This window comes from Pseudomonas sp. GYB4201 (assembly GCF_056312595.1).
The window spans coordinates 163,902-184,566 of sequence record NZ_JBWGIG010000007.1 but is presented as its reverse complement, the minus strand read 5'-3'; the positions used below and the strand labels follow the sequence as shown (position 1 = coordinate 184,566).

The window sequence follows — 20,665 nt, the reverse complement described above, 5'->3', positions numbered from 1 at the left end:
CACCTGGTTCATTGCACCCTGGAACGCCCCATGTCGACCCGCCCCCTTACTCCCCCACGTCCCTCGCGGACCGCGCTGCGCTGGCTGCAGATCATCGGCCAGATCCTGTTGCTGATACTGGTCTGGTCCCTGGCCGACCGGGTCGCCACACTGGCGCACCTGCCCATTTCCGGCGGCATCCTCGGGCTGCTGGTGCTGGTGGCGCTGCTGCTGAGCGGGGTGGTCAAGCCGACCCTGTTCGAGCAGGGCGGCGAGCTGTTGCTGGCCAACATGCTGCTGTACTTCATTCCACTGGTGGTGTCGGTGGTGCAGTACACCAGCCTGTTCGAAAGCGAAGGCCTGAAGCTGATGGTCGCCATCGGCGTGGGCTTCGTCTCGGTGCTGGTGACCACGGCCTTCACCGTCGAGTGGCTGTGCGCCTGGACCCGCAAGCGCCAGTTGCAGCGCCTGACCGCACAGCGCGGCAAGCGCCCGGTGGCCGGCCCACAGGAGTTGGCACAATGAGCGCGTCGCTGATCTCGCTGCTGTTCCTGCTGGTGACCGTGGGGCTGTTCTACGCCAACCAGGCGGTCTACAAGCGCTACAAGCGCGTGTGGCTGATGCCGGCCATCGTCACCTCGCTGCTGTTGATCGTGCTGGTGCAGGTCACCGCCACGCCATACCCGCTGTACTTCCAGGACGCCCATTGGCTGGTGTGGCTGCTGGGCCCGGCCACCGTGGCCTTCGCCTTGCCGATCTACCAGCAACGGCGCCTGATCCAGCAATACTGGCTGGCCCTGTGCGTGGGCAGCGTGGCGGGCATCGTGGTGTCCATCGCCACCACCGAACTGCTGGTCAAGGCGCTGCACATCGACAGCCACATTGCCCGCAGCCTGCTGGCCCGCTCGGTGTCCACGCCGTTTGCGGTAGAGGCCTCGGCGCACCTGGGCGGCACGGCGCAGCTGACCGGGCTGTTCGTGATCATCACCGGGCTGTTCGGGATTGTGCTGGGCGAGGTGATCCTGACGCTGCTGCCGCTGCGCTCGCGGGTGGCCAGGGGCGCGCCGTTTGGCGCGGCGGCCCATGGCTTTGGCTTGAGCATCGCCCGCGCCGTGGGCCCGGAGGAGGGCGCGGTGGCCAGCCTGACGATGATCTTCAGCGGCGTGCTGACCGTGGTGCTGGCACCGGTGATCGCGATGCTGCTGGGCTGACGGTCCTCACTTGAGGAAGTTGTTCACCAGCAGGTCTTTCACATCCCCGCCACGCCCGCCCAGCACCGCCTTGGCCGAGTACAGCGCCATGCCGGCCACCTGGGCGAACTCGACCTTGGCCGGCATCACCAGCTCCTCGGGGTTGACCTTGACGTCCAGCAGCGCCGGCCCTGGCTGGGCCAGGAATGCCTGCACGGCCTCCTCGAGCGCGGCGCCCTCGCTGACCTGCCGCCCCCACAGCCCCATGGCCCGCGCCACTTCGGCAAAGTCGGGGTTGTGCAAATCGGTGTAGTTGTCCAGCAGGCCCTCGACCTTCTGCTCGATCTGCACGAAATTCAGCGAGGCGTTGTTGTACACCACCACCTTGATCGGCAGCTTTTCCTGCACCGCAGTGAGCAAATCCCCCAGCAGCATGGCCAGGCCGCCATCGCCCGACAGCGAGATGACCTGGCGGTCCGGGTAGGCCTTCTGCAGGCCCAGCGCCTGGGGCATGGCGTTGGCCATGGTGCCGTGGCGCAGGCTGGTGAGGGTACGGCGGGCGCCGTTGACGTTGATATGGCGCAGCACCCACACCATGGGCGAGCCGCCGTCGGCGGTGAACAGCGCATCGCTGCTGGCGTGCGTGTCCACCAGGTGGGTCAGGTACTGCGGGTGAATCAGTTCGCCGTCGGTGTGGCGCTGGTCGTGGGCCAAGGTCTTCAATGTGTCCTGGCGATGCTTGAGGCATTCCTCCAGCCAGGCCACGGTGGTTTTTTCCTCGATCAGCGGCAGCAGCGCGCGCAAGGTCGGCAGCACATCGCCCACCACGCCCAGGTCTACCGGGTGGCGGCGGCCCAGGTGCGCGCCCTTGCGGTCCACCTGGATGACCTTGGCCTTCTGCGGGTAGAACTGCTTCCAGGCAAAGTCGGCCCCCAGCAACAGCAGGGTGTCGCACTCCATCATGGCGTGGTAGCCCGACTCGACGCCGAACACGCCGGTCATGCCCATGTTGTAGGGGTTGTCGTACTCGACGAAATCCTTGGCTCGCGAGGTGTGGGCAATGGGCGCCTTGAGCAGCCGCGCCAGTTCCAGCAGCTCGTCGTGGGCACCGGCGCAGCCGAACCCGGCGTAGATGGAGACCTTCTTGCCGGCGGCCAGCAACGCCGCCACCTGCGCCAGCTCGTCGGGGTTGGGCTGGCTCTGCGGGCGGGGGTGATGCGCGGCGAAGGGCAGCTCATCCTTGACCTCGGCCATGCTGATGTCCGACGGCAGGATGATCACCGCCACGCCGCCTTCGTTCAGCGCGGTCTGGGCGGCGAGGGCGGTGACCCGCCGGGCCTGGCCAGGCGTGTAGACCTGCTCGCAGAACACCGTGCAGGGGCCATAGATGGCCTTGAAGTCCACCTCCTGGGGAAAGTCCATGCCCAGCTCACTGGTGATCACCTGGCTGGCGATCAGCACCATCGGCGCGCCGTTGCGCTGGGCCTCGAACACGCCGTTGATGAAATGCAGCCCGCCAGGCCCGCACGAACCGGCGCAGGCGGTGAGCCGCCCGCTGATGAACGACTCGGCGCCGGCGGCGAAGGCGGCGACCTCCTCGTGGCGCATGTGCACCCACTGGATGTCGCTGCGGTGAATGGCATCGGTGACGTGGTTGAGGGTGTCGCCGACAATCCCGTAACAGTGGCGGACCCCGGCGGCCTGGAGTGTTTCGATGACCACGTCGGCGACTTTTTTGCTGGGCATGGGGTTTCCTCGGTTTAGGGGCACAGCAGGTTAGTCACCATGCCCCGCCGGGGAGTTCAGGTTTTAGCCCATGCCGCCGCCCAGGGCGCGGTACAGGTTGACCTGGGCCTGCAACTGCGCCAACCGGTCGCTGATCAGCGCCTGCTGGTTGCTGAACAGCGAGCGCTGGGCATCCAGAAGGGTCAGGTGGCTGTCGACGCCGATGCGGTAGCGCCGGTCTGCCAGGCGGTAGTAGGCCTGGCTGGCGGCCACCAGGTCCTGCTGCGCCTGCAGCTGTTGCTGGTAGGTTTGCCGTGCTGCCAGCCCGTCGGCGACCTCGCGGAACGCGGTCTGGATGGCTTTTTCGTAGGTGGCGACGCCGATGTCCTTCTGCAGCTTGGCGTAGTCCAGGCTTGCCTTCAGCGCGCCGGCGTTGAAGATCGGCAGGTTGATGGCGGGCGCGAAGGTCCAGGCCCCGGCGCCACCCTTGAACAGCCCGCCCAGGCTGGCACTGGCGGTGCCGGCGCTGGCAGTCAGGCTGATGCTGGGGAAGAACGCCGCCCGCGCTGCGCCGATGTCGGCGTTCGCGGCCTTGAGCGCGTATTCCGCCTGCAGCACGTCGGGGCGGCGGGCCAGCAGGTCCGACGGCAGCCCTGCGGGCACCTCTTCCAGCTGGTTGGCGGCCAGTGGCTGCGGCGCTGGCAGGTCGGCCGGCAATGGCGCCCCCAGCAGCAACACCAGGGCGTTCTCGTCCTCGGCCACCTGGCGCTGGTAGGTGGCCAGGCTGGCCCGGGCGCTTTCCACCGCGGTGCGCGCCTGGGCCACGTCCAGCGCCGAGGCCACGCCGGTGTCGCTGCTGCGCCGGGTCAGGTGCAGGCTTTGCTCGTAGGCGGCCAGCGTGTCCTGGGTAAGCCCCAACAGCTCACGGTCGGCCTGCCAGGTCAGGTAGGCGTTGGCCACGCTGGCCACCAGGCTGATCTGCGCGGCGCGGCGGGCCTGATCCTGGGCGAAATAGGTCTGCAGGGCCGCGTCACTCAGGCTGCGCACGCGGCCGAACAGGTCCAGCTCATAGGCGCTGACGCCCAGGTTTACCCCGTACTGGCCGGCGACGCTGGTCGCGCCGCTCTGGGACAGGTCGGCCGGGGTGCGCGCGCGGGTCGCCGTGGCGTTGGCGCTGACCGCCGGCAGCAGGTCGGCGCGCTGGATGCGGTACTGGGCGCGGTAGGCCTCGATGTTGAGGACCGCCACCTTGAGGTCGCGGTTGTTGTCCACGGCGCGCTGCACCAGCAGGCGCAACGCCGGGTCGTGGAAGAAGCTGCGCCAGCCTTGCGGGGCGGCCGCGGCAGCCGCGGCCCCCTGGGGGTACTGCGCCGGCACCGGCGCCGCCGGGCGCTGGTACGCAGGGATCAGCGAGCAGCCGTCGAGCACGGTCACGGCCACCGCCAGGGCAATCAGGGTCTTTCTCATCAGGCAGTCTCACTCTCGATGGAGGCGGCGGGCTTGTCCTTGCGCGCGCCCTTGAACAGCGTCGATACGCTGACGAAGAACAGCGGCACCCAGAACACCGCCAGCAGCGTGGCGGTGATCATGCCGCCGATGACGCCAGTACCGATGGCGTGCTGGCTGCCGGAGCCGGCGCCAGTGGAAATGGTCAGCGGCACCACGCCGAGGATGAACGCCAGGGACGTCATGACGATCGGCCGCAGGCGCATCCGGCAGGCCTGGGTGGCTGCCTCGAACAGGCTCAGGCCTTGCTCGTGCAACTCCTTGGCGAACTCGACGATAAGAATGGCGTTCTTCGCCGCCAGGCCCACGGTCACCAGCAGGCCGACCTGGAAGAACACGTCGTTGGACAGGCCGCGCAGGCTGGTGGCCACCAGCGCACCAATCACGCCCAGCGGCACCACGAGGATGACCGCGATGGGAATCGACCAGCTTTCATACAGCGCCGCCAGGCACAGGAACACCACCAGGATCGAGATGGCGTACAGGGCGGGCGCCTGGGAGCCGGACAGGCGTTCCTCGTAGGACAGGCCGGTGAACGAGATGTCCACGCCCGACGGCAGTTGCTGGGCGATGCGCTCGACCTCGGCCATGGCTTCGCCGGAGCTGTGGCCAGGGGCCGGGGCGCCGAGGATTTCAGTGGAGGACACGCCGTTGTAGCGCTCCAGCTTGGGCGAGCCGTACACCCACTGGCCAGTGGCGAACGCCGAGAACGGCACCATCTGCCCGCTGCTGTTGCGCACGAACCACTTGTCCAGGTCCTCGGCGTGCATGCGCGAGTCGGGCTGGCCCTGCACGTACACCTTCTTCACCCGGCCACGGTCGATGAAGTCGTTGACGTAGCTGCTGCCGTAGGCCACCGACAAGGTGGTGTTGATGTCCGTCAGCGACAGGCCCAGGGCACGGGCGCGTTCGTCGTCGATGGTCAGGTGGTACTGCGGCTCGTCGGGCAGGCCGTTGGGGCGCACGCCGGCAAGAATCGGGCTCTTGGCCGCCAGCTCCAGGAACTTGTTCCGCGCTTCCATCAGCTTGGCGTGGCCGACGCCGGCCTCGTCCTGCAGGTAGAAGTCGAAGCCGGTGGCGTTGCCCAGTTCCAGCACCGAGGGCGGCACCACGGCGTACACCAGGGCGTCGCGGTACTTGAAGAACTCCTGCTGGGCGCGCGCGGCAATCTTGAACACCGAGTTGTCGGCGTTGCGTTCGTCCCACGGCTTGAGCAGCACGAAGGCGATGCCCGAGTTCTGGCCACGGCCGGCAAAGTTGAAGCCGTTGACGGTGAACACCGAACTGACGGCATTGCCCTCGCCGTGCTCCTTGTCCAGCAGGTAACTGGACATGCGGTCGAGCACCTTCTGGGTCTGCTCGGCGGAGGTGTTGGGCGGGGTCTGCACCTGGGTGAAGATCACGCCCTGGTCTTCCTCGGGCAGGAACGAGGTGGGGATGCGGGTAAACATCCACATCATGCCGACCACCAGCAGCGCGTAGGCCATGAAGGCCGGCATTTTGTGGCGGATGACACTTCCCACGCCGCGCTCGTAGCTGGCGGTGGCCGCATCGAACTGGCGGTTGAACCAGCCGAAGAAGCCGCGCTTGGGCTGGCCGTGGGCGTGTTCGTCAATGGGCTTGAGGAAGGTGGCGCACAGCGCCGGGGTGAACACCAGGGCGACGAACACCGACAAGGCCATGGCCGAGACGATGGTGATGGAGAACTGCCGGTAGATCACGCCGGTAGAGCCACCGAAGAAGGCCATGGGCAGCAACACTGCCGACAGCACCAGCGCGATACCGACCAGTGCACCCTGGATCTGTTGCATGGACTTGCGCGTCGCTTCCTTGGGCGACAGGTGCTCTTCGGCCATCACCCGTTCGACGTTTTCCACCACCACGATGGCGTCGTCCACCAGCAGGCCGATGGCCAGGATCATGCCGAACATGGTTAGGGTGTTGATGGTGAAGCCGGTGGCAGCCAGGATCCCGAAGGTCCCCAGCAGCACCACGGGGACGGTCAGGGTGGTGATGATGGTGGCGCGCAGGTTCTGCAGGAACAGCAGCATCACCAGGAACACCAGCACAATGGCTTCGCCCAGGGTGTGGGCCACGCCCTTGAGCGACTCGGTGACCACCGGGGTGGTGTCATACGGGTAGATCGCCTTCACGCCCGGCGGGAAGAACGGCTTGAGCTTGTCCACCGTGGCGCGGATCGCCTTGGCGGTGTCCAGGGCATTGGCGCCGGTGGCCAGGCGGATGGCGATACCGGAGGCCGGGGCGCCGTTGGACTGGGCGTTGACGCTGTAGTTTTCACCGCCCAGGCCCAGCGTTGCGACGTCCTTCAGGCGCACTTGCGAGCCGTCGGGGTTGACCTTGAGCAGAATCTCGGCGAACTGCTCGGCGCTTTGCAGGCGGGTCTTGCCAATGATGGTGGCGTCGAACACCGTGCCCTTCACCGCAGGCAAGCCACCGATCATGCCGGAGGAAATCTGCACGTTCTGCGCCTGGATGGCCTCGGTCACGTCCACCGGGGTCAGCTGGTACTGGTTGAGCTTGGCCGGGTCGATCCACACGCGCATGGCGTACTGGGTGCCCCACACCTGGAAGTCACCCACGCCCGGGGTGCGCGAGATCGGGTCCTGCATGTTGGAGACGATGTAGTTGGCCAGGTCTTCCTTGCTCGACTTGCCGTCGGTGGACACCAGGCCCACGAACATCATGAAGTTCTGCTGGTACTTGGTCACGCGCAGGCCTTGCTGCTGCACCTCCTGGGGCAACAGCGGGGTGGCCAGGCTCAGCTTGTTCTGCACCTGCACCTGGGCGATGTCGGGGCTGGTGCCCTGGTCGAAGGTGACGATGATCTGCATGCTGCCGTCGGCGTTGCTGGCCGAGGAGATGTAGCGCAGGTGGTCGATGCCGTTCATCTGCTGTTCGATGACCTGCACCACGGTGTCCTGCACGGTCTGCGCCGAGGCACCGGGGTAGCTGACCTGGATGGCGATGGCCGGCGGGGCGATGTTGGGGTACTGGTTGATCGGCAGCTTGAGGATGGCCAGGCCACCCACCAGCATGATCACCAGCGCCAGGACCCAGGCAAAAATGGGCCGGTCGATGAAAAACTTGGACATGGGTTACTCCGCTTTCGCGTCAGGGGCGCTGGCGTCGGACACCAGGGTTGCCTTGACTTCATGAGGCACGACTTCAGCGCCGGGCTTGACGAACTGCAGGCCTTCGACGATGACCTTGTCGCCGGCCTTCAGGCCGTTTTCCACCAGCAGCTGGGTGCCGATGGTGCGGTTGGCGGTCAGTTCGCGCAGCTCGACCTTGTTGTCGGGGGTGACCACCAGCGCGGTGGAGTGCCCCTTGAGGTCGCGGGTAATACCCAGTTGCGGGGCAAGAATGGCATTTTGCGCAGTACCGGTAGGGATCTGCGCGTGCACGAACATGCCCGGCAGCAACAGGCGGTCGGGGTTGGGGAAGACCGCGCGCAGGGTCACCGAGCCGGTGCTGGGGTCCACCGACACTTCGGAGAACTCCAGGGTGCCTTGTTGCGGGTAGAGCCGGCCGTCTTCCAGGGTCAGGCTGACCTTGGCCTTGGTGCCGCCCTGGGTTTGCAGTTGGCCTGCGTCCAGCGCCCGGCGCAGCTTGAGCATGTCGGCCGAGGACTGGGTAACGTCGACGTAGATGGGGTCCAACTGCTGGATCGTGGCCAGGGCGGTGGTTTGCCCGTTGGCCACCAGTGCACCCTCGGTGACCTCGGAGCGCCCGATGCGCCCGCTGATGGGCGCCAGCACCTTGGTGTAGCGCAGGTTGATCTGGGCGCTGCGCACCTGCGCCTCGGCCTGCAGCTGCTGGGCGCGGGCGTTGTCGTATTCCTGCTTGCTGACGGCCTGCTCGTCGATCAACTGCCGGTAGCGGGTGGCCAGCGAGCGGTACTGCTCAAGGCTGGCCTGCACGTTGGCCAGCGTGGCCTCGTAGGTGGCCGGGTCGATCTGGTACAGCTGCTGGCCCGCCTTGATGTCGCTGCCTTCCTGGAACAGGCGCTTGAGCACGATGCCATCGACCTGCGGCCGCACCTCGGCGACCCGGTAGGCGCTGGTGCGCCCCGGCAGGTCCTGGGACAGGTTGACGGTGCCAGGCTGCAGCGTCACCACGCCGACTTCCGGCACCTGGGCCTTGGCGGCAGCCGGCTGCTCCTTGTTGCAGCCACTGAGCAGCGTGGCAATGGCAATCGCCGAGGCGAGTGCGGGGGCTATTGGTTTGAGTTGCATGTAAACCTCGAAACGGGCCCGGACAGCAGGCAGCGCTGTCAGGAGCAATAAAAAGTTGGGCAGGACCAGCAAGGAAAAAACGGTGTTTGTTGTGGTTGGGGCAAGCGGGCGCCGTTGCGGCGCGCAATGTCAGGGAGGGGCGTTGTCAGTCGAGGCGCATGTTACCAGCGGGTATTGAGTTGAATAATGCCGATATCGTGAATGAAGATGTGAGCGGTGCTCATCAATGGCCGCCTTCGCAATCAGCGGCGCGGCAGATACACTGCAGGTCAATTGGACGGTGTGGGCGCAGTCGCTGATGATTCGAACAGGGCTCCCGGAGTTGACGGCATTCGTGGCCATCGCCCAGCAACGCAGCTTCAGCGGTGCGGCGCGTACGCTGGGCGTCTCGGCGTCGGCGCTGAGCCATGCCATGCGTGGCTTGGAGGCTCGGCTGGAGCTGCGGCTGTTCAACCGCACCACGCGCTCGGTGGCCCTGACCGAAGCCGGTGAGCAGCTGTTCCAGCGCGTGCAGCCGCTGCTGGACGACCTGGAGGGCGCGGTCAACGAGGTGACCTCGGCACGCAACACACCCTCGGGGTCCATTCGCCTCAGCGCCTCGGAATCGTCCTTCACGTTATTGGTGCGGCACGTGATGCCGCAGTTCCTGGAAGCGCATCCCAACATCCATATCGAGTGCACTGCCGACAGCCGCCTGGTGGACATCGTCGCCGAGGGCTTCGACGCCGGCATCCGCCTGTTCGACGATGTGCCCAAGGACATGATCGCCGTGCGCTTCGGCCCCGACGTGCGTTTTGCTGCGGTGGCCTCGCCCGATTACCTGGCCCGGCACCCGGCGCCCCAGGCCCCTGAAGACCTCAAGGCCCACCGCTGCATTCGCTTTCGCTTCGCCAGCGGCGCGCTGTTGCGCTGGGACCTGGAGCACCTGGGCCGCAGCGCCAGTCTCGATGTGGACGGGCCCATGACCATGGACAACCTCAACCTGATGACCGAGGCGGCGCTGGCGGGCATAGGCATTGCCTGGCTGCCGCGCCAGCAGGTCGAGGAGCACCTGCGGCACGGGCGGCTGGTGCACCTGCTGCCCGACTGGGGCCCGTACTACCCCGGCGCCTGCCTTTACTACCCGGCCAACCGCCATCCGCCGCTGGCGTTGCGCTTGTTCGCCGAGGCGCTGCGCGACTGGGTGCGCACCCAAGGGTAGGGGCCGGCCTTAGTTGGCGGCGTCGCCGTACCAATAGTGCGCGGTCACCCCGCCGTCCATGAGCAGGTCGCTGCCGGTGATGAAGGTGCCTTCAGGGCCCATCAACAAGGCCGCGACCGCGCCCACCTCGTCGGGCGTGCCGCCGCGCTGCGCCGGGCTGGCGGCGATCATGGCGCGGTAGCCGGCACCGCGCGGGCCGTCGAGCTCGTCCCGGGCCAGGGGGGTGAAGATGATGCCCGGGCTGATGGTATTCACCCGCGCACCGCGCTTGCCCCAGCGCAGGGCCTGGGCCGCCACCCGCAGCGAGTTGCCGCGCTTGGACAGTTGGTAGGCGTTGAGCGGGTCGGTGACCTGGTCGGGTTGCAGCATGGGCAACGCCAGCAGCTCGTCCGTCGGGGTCAGGGCCAGCGCTCGGTTCTGCGCCTGGGACAACGCGGGCAGGCGGTGCCCCGACTGCGAGGCGATGACGACGGCGCTGCCACCTTTGGCGATGACCTCGCCGAACAGCTCCAGCACCAGCGCGGTGCCATACAGGTCCACGGCCAGGATGGTGGCCGGCGGCGCCTGGGAAGGGGAGACGCCGGCGGCATGGACCACCCCGGTGATGTCGCCGAGCGCCACGGCGGTGGCCACCAGGGCTTGCACCGAGGCCCGGGAGGCCACGTCGACACTCGCGGTGCTCACGGCAAAGCCGGCGTCGGCCAGTACCTTGGCGGCCGCGTCGGCGTTGGCCTGGCGCAGGTCCGCCAACAGCACGTGCTTGCCGGCGCTGACGCGACGGGCGATGGCCTGGCCGATGGAGCCGGCGCCGATTACCACGGTTACTTCTGTCATGACTGCCTCCTGAACGTTGTGCCGGCACTATAGGGCAGCAGGCCGGTGACGATTAGAGGGCCAGCGCCGCGTACCCTTGTGAACGCCATTCAGCAGTGCAGCCCCAGGCAGCCGTCGACAGCTTTTATGAGAGTGGTTATTATCCGCACCTTCATTCGCATCCCTGGTTGATCCGCCCTTGTCCACGCCAAGCCCTTGCGCCCCGTCTGCCGCTGACGTCGGCCACCTCTATGTCGATCATGGCGGGTGGCTGCAGCACTGGCTGAGCCGGCGTTTCGGCCATTCCTTCAACGCCGCGGACGTGGCCGACCTGACCCACGACACCTTCGTGCGCCTGCTGCTCAAGCCGCGCCAGTTCGCCGGCAGCGGCGATGCCCGGGCGTTCCTGTGCACGGTGGCGCGGGGCTTGTGCATCGACCAGTGGCGGCGCCAGCGCATCGAGCGGGCGTGGCTGGAGGCGCTGGCGGCGCAGCCGGAGTTCGTCGAGCCGTCGCTGGAATACCGCGCGCTGGTGCTGGAGGCCCTGGAGGAGATCGACGCCATGCTGCGGCGCCTGCCGGGCAAGGCGCGCGAGGCGTTCCTGCTGGCGCAGCTGTATGGCCTGGGCTACCGCGAGATTGCCGCGCGGGTGCAGGTGTCGGAGCGCATGGTGAAGAAGTACATGGCCCAGGCGATGTTCCAGTGCCTGTTGCTGGAAGCGGGCCTGGCGCCATGAGCCATTCCCAGCACCAGGTGCTGCAGCAGGCCGCCGCCTGGTACGCCTTGCTGCGCTCGGAACGGGCCAGCGAGCAGGACCAGGCCAAATGGCGCCACTGGCATGACCAGCACCCCGAGCACCGCCACGCCTGGAGCCTGGTGGAACGGGTGGGCGGACGCTTTGGCCAGTTCGGCGACAGCGCCGAGAAACACGGCGCCCTGGCGGCGCTGCGGGCAGGTGGCAGCGCCGGCATCAGCCGGCGGCGCACGCTGCTGTCGCTGGGTGGCCTGGGGCTGGCGTCCTGGCTGGGCTGGCGCACGCTGGACGCGGGCGGCAGCGGTTGGTTCGCCGATTACGCTACCCGCACGGGCGAGCACCGCCACGTGGCGCTGGCCGGGGGAGGGCAGCTGTGGCTGAACACCCTGAGCGCCGTGGACCTGCAGCGCGACGGCGGCCTCAAGCTGATCAGCGGCGAGATCCTGCTGGATGACCAACAGCGCCGGGGCGCCACCTTCCGCATCACCACGCCGGTGGCCGAACTGACCTCGCAGCGGGCGCTGTTCAACCTGCGCCTGGCCGAAGCGGGCTTGTGCCTGGACGTCTACGCCGGCGTGGTGGAGGTGGCCTGCAATGGCCGCAGCCAGCGCGTGCAGCAAGGCCAGCAGCTGCGCGTCGGCCATCAGGGCCTGGGGCCGCTGCTGCCGGCTAACGAGGCACACCGCGCCTGGGTCAACGGGGTGATGGTGGCCGACGGCACGCCGCTGGGGCAGGTGGTGGCAGAGCTGGCGCGCTACCGTCACGGCTACCTGGGTTGCGACCCACGGGTGGCGCAGCTGCCGGTGGTGGGCACCTTCTCTATCCGTGATACCGACCGTGCGCTGGCGTCGCTGGCCAGCGCCTTGCCGGTGCGGGTCAGCCGCGTGCTGCCCTGGTGGGTCAGCCTGGAGGCGCGCGCCTGAGCCACGGGCGCGCCTGCGAACATTATTTTTCAACACGCGGTTCCCTTTTCGAGGGCCTCGTTCGGTGTCAGGGAAAGCACGCCATTTCACCTACCCAACGTTGCGGAACCGGCCTCATGTCTTCGATCCAAAAACGCACCCGTCGATTCAACCTTTCGCCCCTGGCCATGGTCATTCCCCTGGCGTTCGGCAGCGTGGCCGCCCTGGGCATGGCCAGCGCCCAGGCCGCCCAGGGGGTGCAGACGTTCCACGTGCCCGCAGGCAACCTCACCCTGCAACTGGCGCGCTTCGCCCAGCAGGCCGGCATCGAGCTGGCCGGCAACGCCCAGCTCACCGATGGCCGCACCGGGCCCACCCTGGAAGGCGACTATAGCGTCGACGGCGCCCTGGCCGTGCTGCTCGGCGGCGCCGGGCTGACCGCGCAGAAGCAGGCCAATGGCGCCTACGTGCTGGTGGCCAGCGGCGACCTGCAGCTGGGCGCCACCGAGATCGACTCCAGCACCGACATCAACACCAGCTACCAGCCAGCGCCGCCGACCTCGAGCTCCATCCTGCACAGCGACAAACCCACGCTGAACACCCCGCAGGTGGTAAACGTGGTCACCAGCCAGGTGCTGCGCGACCAGAAGCCGCGCAACCTCGACGACGCCCTGGCCAACGTCAGCGGCATCACCCAGGGCAACACCCTGGCGTCCACCCAGGACACCATCATGAAGCGCGGCTTCGGTGGCAACCGCGACGGCTCGATCATGCACAACGGCATGCCGCTGGTGCAGGGCCGCGGCTACAACGCCGCCGCCGACAGCGTCGAGGTGCTCAAGGGCCCGTCGTCGCTGCTGTACGGCATCATGGACCCGGGCGGGGTAGTCAACGTGGTCAGCAAGCGGCCGTCGCTGCAGGCCTACAACGCCATCACCGCGCGCGCCTCGGGCTACGCCCACGGCCGTGACGGCAGCGGCGGCACCCTGGACAGCACCGGGCCGATCGGCGACACGCCGCTGGCCTACCGCCTGGTGGTGGACTACGAGGACGAGGACTACTGGCGCAACTTCGGCACCCACCGCGAATCCCTGGTGGCGCCGTCGCTGGCCTGGTACGGCGACGACACCCAGGCGGTGCTGTCGTACGAGCACCGCGAGTACCTGACGCCCTTCGACCGCGGCACGGCGCTGGGCAGCAACGGCAAAATCCTCGACATCCCGCGCACCGAGCGCCTGGACGACAAGTTCAACACCATGGAAGGCCGCTCGGACCTGACCCAGCTGCTGATCGACCACCAGTTCGACGACAACTGGAAGGGCCACCTGGGCTACAGCTGGAACCGCGAGACGTACGACGCCAACCAGCTGCGCATCTCCAAGATCGCCGCCGACGGCACCGCCACCCGCAGCAACGACGCCACCCATGGCGCGGTGAGCACCGACAGCTACGTGATTGCCTCGATGGAAGGCAGCGTCGGCGTGGCCGGTTTCCAGAACGACCTGCAGTTCGGCGCCGACAACGAGAAGCGCAAGATCTACCGCGCCGACCTGCTGCGCGAGACGCCCACCAGCGGCTTCAACGTCTACGACCCGGTGTATGGCCAGCTCAGCCCGTCTTCCACCGTGTCGGCCAGCGACAGCGACCAGACCGACAAGCTGCGCGCCCAGTCGCTGTTCCTGCAGGACGCCGTGCACCTCACCGACCAGTGGACCCTGGTGCTCGGTGGCCGCTACCAGATGTACGACCAACTGGCCGGCAAGGGCCGCCCGTTCAAGGCCAACACCGACATCAACGGCCAGAAGTTCCTGCCCCGCGCCGGCCTGGTGTACCAGTACAACGACATGCTGTCGTTCTACGGCAGCTACACCGAGTCGCTGAAGCCCACCTCCAGCATCGCCCAGCTGTCCAGCGGCGTGACCATCGACTCCTCGGTGCTGCCCGAGCACGCCAAGTCCTATGAGATCGGCGCCAAGCTGGAGATCCCGGGGCGCATCACCGGCACCCTGGCGCTGTTCGACATCGACAAGAAGAACGTGCTGGTCTCGCAGTACAACAGCGCCACCGCCACCACCGACTGGCGCACCAGCGGCGCCGCCCGGTCGCGCGGCGTGGAGCTGGACGTGAGCGGCGAGATCACCGACGCCTGGAGCCTGATCGGCAGCTACGCCTACCTGGACGCCATCACCACCAAGGACCAGCTGTACGAGGGCAACCGCCTGTGGAACACCGCACGCCAGACCGCCTCGTTGTCTGCGGTGTACGACTTCGGCAATATCTTTGGCGGCGACCGCCTGCGGGTCGGCAGCGGCGCGCACTACGTGGGCGAACGCCCGGGGGACTCGGCCAACAGCTTCTACCTGCCGGCCTACACCACGGTGGATGCCTTCGCCTCGTACGACACGCACCTGGACGGCCACAAGGTGAACCTGTCGCTGAACGTCAAGAACCTGTTCGACCGCACCTACTACACCTCCAGCGTCAACCAGTACTTCATCTCCATGGGTGATGTGCGTCAGTTCATCCTGTCCTCGACCCTGGAGTTCTAAGCCATGCGCGCATTGCAAGCGATGGCCCTTGCCCTGGCGTTGCTGGGCACCCAGGCCCAGGCCGACGATGGCCTGCTGTACCGCACCAGCGCCGTGCGCACCTTGCCTGGCAGCGGCCACAGCTGGGGCTTCGCCGCGCTGGACCCGGCCCGGCCGCTGCTGCTGATTGCCCGCCGCGAGAACGGCCTGACACCGTTCGACGTCGACAAGCAGCAGGCGCTGCCGACCCTGGCCAACACCACCGGCGCCAACGCCGTGGCGTTCGTGCCCGGGCACAACCGCGCCTACGTGGCCAACATGGACGGCACCCTGGGCATCCTCGACCTTGCGCAGCTGAAGGTGCTGCAGCGCCTGCCGGTGGACAGCGGCAACCTCAACAACCTGCTGTATGACGCGCACAGTGATCGGGTGATCATCACCAGCGGCCGTCGCGGCGACCACTCGACGCTGTACCTGCTGGACCCGGCCACCGACCGGTTGGTGGGCCAACGGGACATTGCCGCGCGCAAGCTCGACGGCCCCATCGGCCTCAGCGATGGCCGCTTCATCGTGCCCCTGCGCGACGAAGACCAGGTCGCCGTGCTCAGCGGCCCGCTGCTGGCGCAACAGCGCTTGCTCAGCTACCCCGGTTGCCATCAACCCAGCGCGCTGGCGGCGGACGAGCAGGGCGGCCGGCTGTTCATCGCCTGCCGCGGTGGCCAGCCGCAGCTGGTGATCGCCGACCTTGCCAGCGGCGCGCAGTTGCAGACGCTGCCCATCGGCCGTGCGGTCAACGCCATGGCGTTCGATGCCGCCCGCCAGCAACTGCTGATTCCCAGCGGTGCAGACGCCAGCCTGGGCGTGGTGGGCAAGGCGGCCGACGGCAGCTTCCGCCTGCTGGGCAGCCTGGGCACGCGGCCGTGGGCGCACAACATGGTGTTCGACGCCGCCAGGGCCAGCGTCTACCTGCTGGCGATGGACTTCACCCAACCGGCGCCCACCACGGCGGTGCCCAAGCCTGACCCGCAGTTCCACCCGGACACCTTCAGTGTCCTGACCTTGAAGGCGCAGTAAGGGTAAATGGGGCGTTTCGGCGCCCCATGCAGTCTGATAGCCTGCAGATCGGTTCCCCGTACGCAGCCTTTGAGACCCCATTATGCCGATGTCAAAACTCGACGCCCTCGACTCGGACATCGTCCGCGAGTTGCAGGAAGACGGTCGTCGTCCGTTCCGTGAAGTGGCCCGCAACCTGTCGGTGCCCGAAGCCACCGTGCGCACCCGGGTCAAGCGCCTGCAAGACCAGGGCATCCTGCAGATCCTGGCGTTCACCAACCCGGCCAAGCTGGGCGACGCCAAGCTGGCGCTGATGTTCGTCAACGTCGCACCGCAAGACCACGAGCGGGTGGTGGACACCCTGGGGCGCTGGACCGAGGTCAGCTACCTGTCCACTACCATGGGCACCGCCGACATCTGCGTGCAGGTGCTGTGCCGCGACAACGACGCGCTCTGGGCGCTGAAGCAGCGCATTCGCGCCTTGCCGGGCGTGGAGGAGGTGCGGCTGATGCAGGAAGTGAAGGTGCACAAGATCCGCTTCACCATTCCCGCCTCCGAGATCGAGCTGTAACCCCCGACCGGGCTTATGCGCATAACGGCACGGTTTTTTACGCGCATTGCGCAATATTTCACTTATCTGATTGCGACATGCATCGGTGCCCCGACCTGGGGCATCGCGCCCCCGCCTGTCCGCTGCAAGCCGTCTGCGGCCTGCGCGCCGTATTGGTGCAGCTATAATCAATGGGATAATCGCGTATCTATGTGCGACACAAACTGCGCATTGCGCAGTTTCCTGGCAATAAAACCGTGCTAATGCGCAGAAAAGATGATTATTATTGACCCATCACAAGCTGTTACAAAAATAGCGAATGAGGGTGAAACACCATGCACGAGAGCACCGACGGCCACGCGCCGCAGCAAGGTTTCGAGAAGACGATTCGCTGGTGGGATGGCGTCGCCATCACCCTCAGCCTGCCCGCGGCGCTGTTCGTGGGCCTGGGCTATTCCATGGGCGCCATCGGCGCCTGGGCGGCGGTGGCGCTGTGGGCGACCATTGCCGCGGTGGCCGCCCTGCACAACTGGGTGTACTCGGAAATGGGCGCCATGTTCAGCCACAAGTCCGGCGGCATCGCCCTGTACGCCAACGAGGCCTGGAGCCGGCGCGCACCGGCCCTGGGCCCGCTGGCCACCTATGCCTACTGGTTCGCCTGGGCCACGGCGCCGGCCATCTGGGGCCTGGCGGTGGCGCAGATCCTCACCGAGCAGTTCTGGCCCAACGCAACCTATAGCCTGGACCTGGGCCTGGTGCAGCTGGACCTGCCCAAGCTGATCGCCCTGGGCGTGGCGCTGCTGTCGTGGGCGCTGAGCATGATCGAGCTGCGCTTCACCATGATCCTCATCACCCTGGCCGGGGTGCTGTTGATGATCCCGGTGGTGATCTTCGGCAGCGGCGCCTTTGCCTCGCACCTGTGGAGCAGCGCCAGCTTCACCTGGCGCATTCCCGCTGGCCTGGAAGGCGCGCGCACGGTGCTGGCGTGGCTGTTCGTGATGGCCTGGTCGGCCTACGCGGTGGAGGCGGCAGCGTCGTTCATTCCCGAGTACCGCGACACCGTGCGCGACACCCGCAAGGCCCTGCGCGTGTCGGCGTTGATCCTGCTGCTGGTGTTCACCCTCACGCCCCTGGGCCTGGCCGGCCTGCTGGGCGAGCAGACCCTGGCCAACCAGCCCAACGGTTTTCTGCAAGCCGGCGCCGTGGCGCTGCTGGGCGGCGGGGCGGCGGCCATTACCCTGGTGCTGATCGCCGGCATCCTGGTGCTCTCGGTGATGGGTACGGCGGACGCGGCGCGGGCGCTGTACCAAAGCTCGCGCGACGGCCTCACCGTGCGCCAGTTCGGCGTGCTCAACCGCAATGGTGTGCCCGCCCGGGCGGTGACCGTGCAACTGTTGATCAACGTGGCGCTGGTGCTGTTCGTGGGCAACGCGCTGGCGGTGATCGTGGCCGGCAACGTCGGCTACGTGCTGGCGCACCTGCTGGCGGTGGCCGGTTTCGTGGTGCTGCGCAAGGACCAGCCCGACACGCCACGGCCGATTCGCCTGCCACGACGCTGGCTCGGCATCGCCGCGGCGCTGGCGTTGTTCGACGGGCTGATCCTGCTGGTGGGCATTACCAGCAGCGCCATCACCGGCTACGGCGGCTACAAGGAAGTGGCCATCGCCATCGCGGTGCTGGCGGTGTCCCAGGTCATGTACCGCTGGCGCCAGTGGCAGGACCGCAAGCAGCCTCCGGCCGTGCCCCTGCGCACGTAGCCGCTGCCGCCAGGCTGCGCTGGCCCGCTTTGCAACGCAGACATCCCGGTTGAACTCCCTGGCCAGCGCAGCCTTCGGCAGCGGCTACGGGAACACTTTTCTTCAAGGAATTTCGCCATGAGCATTGATCACTCATTCGGCCCCGTGTGGCCGAACCGCAGCCCCGTGGCTGTGTCCCTGACCTTCGACGTCGACGCCGAGGCCGGCCTGCTGGGCGACAGCCCCAGCTTTGCGCGGCGCCTGACCGCGCTGTCCGAAGGGCGCTTCGGCGTGACCCGCGGCGTGCCGCGCATCCTCGAGCTGCTGGCGCGCCACCACCTCAAGGCTTCGTTCTTCGTGCCCGGCCACACCGCCGACAGCCACCCCGGCCTGGTCGAGCAGTTGCTCAAAGCCGGCCACGAAGTGGGCCACCACGGCCACCTGCACCTGCGCAGCGACAAGGTGTCCGTGCAGGAGCAGCAGGACGAAATGCACCGCGGCCTGGAAGCCCTGCAACGCGCTGGCGCACCGAAGCCCGCCGGCTATCGCTCGTCGTCGTGGGAACTGACCCCCGAGACCTTCGCGATGATCGTCGAGCACGGCTTCCAGTACGACTCCAGCTGCATGGGCGACGACCGCCCGTACTTCGAGCACTGCAACGGCCAGCAGATCCTCGAACTGCCGGTGCACTGGTCGCTGGACGACTGGCCGATGTTCGGCTGGGGCATCGACAACGGCGGCAATTTCACCCACCCGCGCACCCTCACCGACGTGTGGCTGGCCGAGTACGAGTCGGCGCGCCGCGACGGCCGCCACACCACTTTCACCATGCACCCGGAAGTGATCGGCCGCGCCGCCCGCTTCGAACAGCTGGAGCGCTTCGTCGAGCGCCTGGTCAGCGACGGCGACGTGTGGTTCGCACGCCTGGATGAAGTCGCCGCCCAGGTGGCGCCGCAGCTGGAGCGCACACGATGACCTACGTCTTCCGTTCCACCGTCAGCGATCCCCATGGCCGTGGCCGCGAGTTCGGCGAATGCCACGCCGCGCAGATCAGGGCATCGGTGCAGGCCTATCGCGGCCTGTTCGAGCGCACCGCGCAACGCCCCGTGGACCTGCTGGGCCTGGGCGCCCAGGCGCTGGAGAAAATCGCCGCCTTCGCACCACCCCTGCACGCCGAAATCCTCGGCATGGCCGAAGGGGCAGGGCTGGACCCTCGCGAGCTGGGCGCCATCAACGCCCGCACCGAGATCCTTGCCTACGCCGGCGCCACCCTGCGCGGTGAATGTTCGACGGTGGTGCACCTCGACCCGCAGTCGCCCATGCCCATCTCGGTACAGACCTGGGACTGGTACGCGCAATTCGCCCCGCAGTGGCTGGTGTGGGAGATCCCCCATGGCGATGGGCGCATGACCACCACGGTCACCGAGTACGGCATCGTCGGCAAGATCGGCGTCAACCGGCAAGGCCTGGGCGTGCACTTCAACATTCTTCACCACGCCACCGACGGCCAGGGCATCGGTGTGCCGGTGCACGTGGCGTCGCGCTGGCTGCTGGACAGCACCGCCGACTTCAACGACGCCCTGCAGCTGCTGGCCGCCACCCGCTTCTCGGCGTCCAGCGTGCTGACCGTGGTCGCCGCCATGGGCGGGGAGAGCGGCGCGGTGTCGGTGGAGCTGTACCCCGAAGGCCCGGCCTTCGTGTTCCCCGGCGCCGACGGCCTGCTGGTGCACACCAACCATTTTCTCGATGGCCGCGCCAAGGCCGGCGACACCGAGTGGGCCACGTACCCGGACACCCTGGTGCGCCACGACCTGCTCACCCGGCGCCTGGCCAACCGCCGCGACCTTACCGCCGGCCAAATCATCGCCGCCATGAACAGCCACCTGGGCAGCACCGGTGCTGTGTGCTGCCACCCGGACCCGGCCAGCAGCGCCGACCAGTACCAGACCCTGGTCACGGTGGTGCTCGACGTGCCCGCCGGCACCCTGCAAGCCCTGGCGGGCGGGCCCTGCGCCCACGCCAGCCATTCCTGACCGATACCCAACGGAGAACCGCGCATGCTCAAGCTCAAACGCATCGACAACATGGACATCCTCACCCACGACGTACAGCGCCTGGTGGACTTCTACCACGGCACCCTGGGCCTGGGCTTCTTCCTGCCCTACGTGGCCGAGGAACGCTGGGCCGCCATCGAGACCGGCAACCTGACCCTGTACCTGTTCCACACCGACAACCCGGCCCGCGTGGCCCGCCGCACCGCCGTGAACGTGGAAGACCAGCCCGGTTTCGACTCCTTCGCCTTCGAGGTGGAAAACCTGGACGAGGCCATCGCCTACCTGGACGGCAAGGTGCAGTGGGTGACCGACCAGCCCATCGCCTGGCAGCACCCCAGCGGCACCCACTACCGCTACCGGCCGATGTTCGACCCCGATGGCAACATGCTCTACATCACCGAACCGCACAAAGCCTGAC

17 protein-coding genes are annotated in these 20,665 nt (G+C 67.5%); 12 read left to right on the top strand and 5 right to left on the bottom strand.

Annotated elements, in window-relative coordinates:
- The first annotated feature begins 30 nt into the window (after positions 1–30).
- Positions 31–504 carry a CidA/LrgA family protein gene (locus AC0Z2B_RS09065; protein WP_476296139.1) on the top strand — a complete coding sequence of 158 codons (474 nt, stop codon included), beginning with the start codon at positions 31–33 and terminating at the stop codon, positions 502–504.
- Positions 501–1,190 carry an LrgB family protein gene (locus tag AC0Z2B_RS09060; protein ID WP_476296137.1) on the top strand — a complete coding sequence of 230 codons (690 nt, stop codon included), beginning with the start codon at positions 501–503 and terminating at the stop codon, positions 1,188–1,190. The genes AC0Z2B_RS09065 and AC0Z2B_RS09060 overlap by 4 nt, the downstream gene beginning before the upstream one ends.
- A gap of 6 nt (positions 1,191–1,196) precedes the next feature.
- Here the strand turns inward: AC0Z2B_RS09060 and AC0Z2B_RS09055 are convergent, their stop codons facing one another.
- From AC0Z2B_RS09055 to AC0Z2B_RS09040, 4 genes are all read right to left on the bottom strand, one after another.
- The gene (locus AC0Z2B_RS09055; RefSeq protein ID WP_476296135.1) at positions 1,197–2,915 is read right to left on the bottom strand and encodes a thiamine pyrophosphate-dependent enzyme; all 1,719 of its coding nucleotides are present in this window, start codon (positions 2,913–2,915) and stop codon (positions 1,197–1,199) included.
- A gap of 63 nt (positions 2,916–2,978) precedes the next feature.
- Positions 2,979–4,361: an AdeC/AdeK/OprM family multidrug efflux complex outer membrane factor gene (adeC, locus tag AC0Z2B_RS09050; protein ID WP_476296133.1), complete on the bottom strand. Its 1,383-nt coding sequence runs from the start codon at positions 4,359–4,361 to the stop codon at positions 2,979–2,981.
- Positions 4,361–7,513, bottom strand: coding sequence for an efflux RND transporter permease subunit (locus AC0Z2B_RS09045; RefSeq protein WP_476296131.1), 3,153 nt, complete (start codon positions 7,511–7,513; stop codon positions 4,361–4,363). Before AC0Z2B_RS09045 ends, adeC begins: the two co-directional genes overlap by 1 nt.
- 3 nt (positions 7,514–7,516) lie before the next feature.
- On the bottom strand, positions 7,517–8,656 hold the full coding sequence (locus AC0Z2B_RS09040) for an efflux RND transporter periplasmic adaptor subunit (RefSeq protein ID WP_416424293.1): 1,140 nt from the start codon (positions 8,654–8,656) through the stop codon (positions 7,517–7,519).
- Between the two features lie 298 nt (positions 8,657–8,954).
- Between AC0Z2B_RS09040 and AC0Z2B_RS09035 the strand changes: the two genes are divergently transcribed.
- Positions 8,955–9,857 carry a LysR family transcriptional regulator gene (locus AC0Z2B_RS09035; protein WP_476296233.1) on the top strand — a complete coding sequence of 301 codons (903 nt, stop codon included), beginning with the start codon at positions 8,955–8,957 and terminating at the stop codon, positions 9,855–9,857.
- Positions 9,858–9,866: 9 nt separating this feature from the next.
- On the opposite strand, the gene AC0Z2B_RS09030 is transcribed toward AC0Z2B_RS09035, so the two are convergent.
- On the bottom strand, positions 9,867–10,691 hold the full coding sequence (locus tag AC0Z2B_RS09030) for an SDR family oxidoreductase (protein ID WP_473006734.1): 825 nt from the start codon (positions 10,689–10,691) through the stop codon (positions 9,867–9,869).
- 178 nt (positions 10,692–10,869) lie between these two features.
- On the opposite strand from AC0Z2B_RS09030, the gene AC0Z2B_RS09025 reads away from it, so the two are divergent.
- The 9 genes from AC0Z2B_RS09025 to AC0Z2B_RS08985 all read left to right on the top strand — a co-directional run bounded on the left by AC0Z2B_RS09025 (position 10,870) and on the right by AC0Z2B_RS08985 (position 20,664).
- Positions 10,870–11,406, top strand: coding sequence for a sigma-70 family RNA polymerase sigma factor (locus tag AC0Z2B_RS09025; protein WP_416424295.1), 537 nt, complete (start codon positions 10,870–10,872; stop codon positions 11,404–11,406).
- Complete coding sequence (locus AC0Z2B_RS09020; RefSeq protein ID WP_476296129.1) at positions 11,403–12,347, top strand: DUF4880 domain-containing protein; 945 nt, start codon at positions 11,403–11,405, stop codon at positions 12,345–12,347. The genes AC0Z2B_RS09025 and AC0Z2B_RS09020 overlap by 4 nt, the downstream gene beginning before the upstream one ends.
- A 116-nt stretch (positions 12,348–12,463) precedes the next feature.
- The gene (locus tag AC0Z2B_RS09015; RefSeq protein WP_476296127.1) at positions 12,464–14,875 is read left to right on the top strand and encodes a TonB-dependent siderophore receptor; all 2,412 of its coding nucleotides are present in this window, start codon (positions 12,464–12,466) and stop codon (positions 14,873–14,875) included.
- 3 nt (positions 14,876–14,878) lie between these two features.
- A complete protein-coding gene (locus tag AC0Z2B_RS09010; protein ID WP_476296125.1) occupies positions 14,879–15,928 on the top strand; it encodes a YncE family protein in 1,050 nt (349 codons plus the stop codon).
- An 82-nt stretch (positions 15,929–16,010) separates the two neighbouring features.
- Entirely contained in the window at positions 16,011–16,478 is a 468-nt protein-coding gene (locus AC0Z2B_RS09005) for an Lrp/AsnC family transcriptional regulator (RefSeq protein ID WP_416424299.1), read from the top strand.
- Between the two features lie 314 nt (positions 16,479–16,792).
- A complete protein-coding gene (locus tag AC0Z2B_RS09000) occupies positions 16,793–18,214 on the top strand; it encodes an APC family permease (RefSeq protein ID WP_476296123.1) in 1,422 nt (473 codons plus the stop codon).
- Positions 18,215–18,331: 117 nt separating this feature from the next.
- Entirely contained in the window at positions 18,332–19,168 is an 837-nt protein-coding gene (locus AC0Z2B_RS08995; protein ID WP_476296121.1) for a polysaccharide deacetylase family protein, read from the top strand.
- Entirely contained in the window at positions 19,165–20,226 is a 1,062-nt protein-coding gene (locus AC0Z2B_RS08990) for a C45 family autoproteolytic acyltransferase/hydolase (RefSeq protein ID WP_476296119.1), read from the top strand. Before AC0Z2B_RS08995 ends, AC0Z2B_RS08990 begins: the two co-directional genes overlap by 4 nt.
- A gap of 24 nt (positions 20,227–20,250) precedes the next feature.
- Positions 20,251–20,664: a VOC family protein gene (locus AC0Z2B_RS08985; RefSeq protein WP_416424303.1), complete on the top strand. Its 414-nt coding sequence runs from the start codon at positions 20,251–20,253 to the stop codon at positions 20,662–20,664.
- Position 20,665: the final 1 nt, after the last annotated feature.

What these genes read in the sequence shown, in the direction of transcription:
- AC0Z2B_RS09020 (WP_476296129.1), top strand. Translation starts at nt 11,403, where the DNA reads ATGAGCCATTCCCAGCACCAGGTGCTGCAGCAGGCCGCCGCCTGGTAC.
- adeC (WP_476296133.1), bottom strand. Translation starts at nt 4,361, where the DNA reads ATGAGAAAGACCCTGATTGCCCTGGCGGTGGCCGTGACCGTGCTCGAC.
- AC0Z2B_RS08990 (WP_476296119.1), top strand. Translation starts at nt 19,165, where the DNA reads ATGACCTACGTCTTCCGTTCCACCGTCAGCGATCCCCATGGCCGTGGC.
- AC0Z2B_RS09060 (WP_476296137.1), top strand. Translation starts at nt 501, where the DNA reads ATGAGCGCGTCGCTGATCTCGCTGCTGTTCCTGCTGGTGACCGTGGGG.
- AC0Z2B_RS09045 (WP_476296131.1), bottom strand. Translation starts at nt 7,513, where the DNA reads ATGTCCAAGTTTTTCATCGACCGGCCCATTTTTGCCTGGGTCCTGGCG.
- AC0Z2B_RS09010 (WP_476296125.1), top strand. Translation starts at nt 14,879, where the DNA reads ATGCGCGCATTGCAAGCGATGGCCCTTGCCCTGGCGTTGCTGGGCACC.
- AC0Z2B_RS09040 (WP_416424293.1), bottom strand. Translation starts at nt 8,656, where the DNA reads ATGCAACTCAAACCAATAGCCCCCGCACTCGCCTCGGCGATTGCCATT.
- AC0Z2B_RS09005 (WP_416424299.1), top strand. Translation starts at nt 16,011, where the DNA reads ATGCCGATGTCAAAACTCGACGCCCTCGACTCGGACATCGTCCGCGAG.
- AC0Z2B_RS09030 (WP_473006734.1), bottom strand. Translation starts at nt 10,691, where the DNA reads ATGACAGAAGTAACCGTGGTAATCGGCGCCGGCTCCATCGGCCAGGCC.
- AC0Z2B_RS09015 (WP_476296127.1), top strand. Translation starts at nt 12,464, where the DNA reads ATGTCTTCGATCCAAAAACGCACCCGTCGATTCAACCTTTCGCCCCTG.
- AC0Z2B_RS09065 (WP_476296139.1), top strand. Translation starts at nt 31, where the DNA reads ATGTCGACCCGCCCCCTTACTCCCCCACGTCCCTCGCGGACCGCGCTG.
- AC0Z2B_RS08995 (WP_476296121.1), top strand. Translation starts at nt 18,332, where the DNA reads ATGAGCATTGATCACTCATTCGGCCCCGTGTGGCCGAACCGCAGCCCC.
- AC0Z2B_RS09035 (WP_476296233.1), top strand. Translation starts at nt 8,955, where the DNA reads ATGATTCGAACAGGGCTCCCGGAGTTGACGGCATTCGTGGCCATCGCC.
- AC0Z2B_RS09000 (WP_476296123.1), top strand. Translation starts at nt 16,793, where the DNA reads ATGCACGAGAGCACCGACGGCCACGCGCCGCAGCAAGGTTTCGAGAAG.
- AC0Z2B_RS09055 (WP_476296135.1), bottom strand. Translation starts at nt 2,915, where the DNA reads ATGCCCAGCAAAAAAGTCGCCGACGTGGTCATCGAAACACTCCAGGCC.
- AC0Z2B_RS08985 (WP_416424303.1), top strand. Translation starts at nt 20,251, where the DNA reads ATGCTCAAGCTCAAACGCATCGACAACATGGACATCCTCACCCACGAC.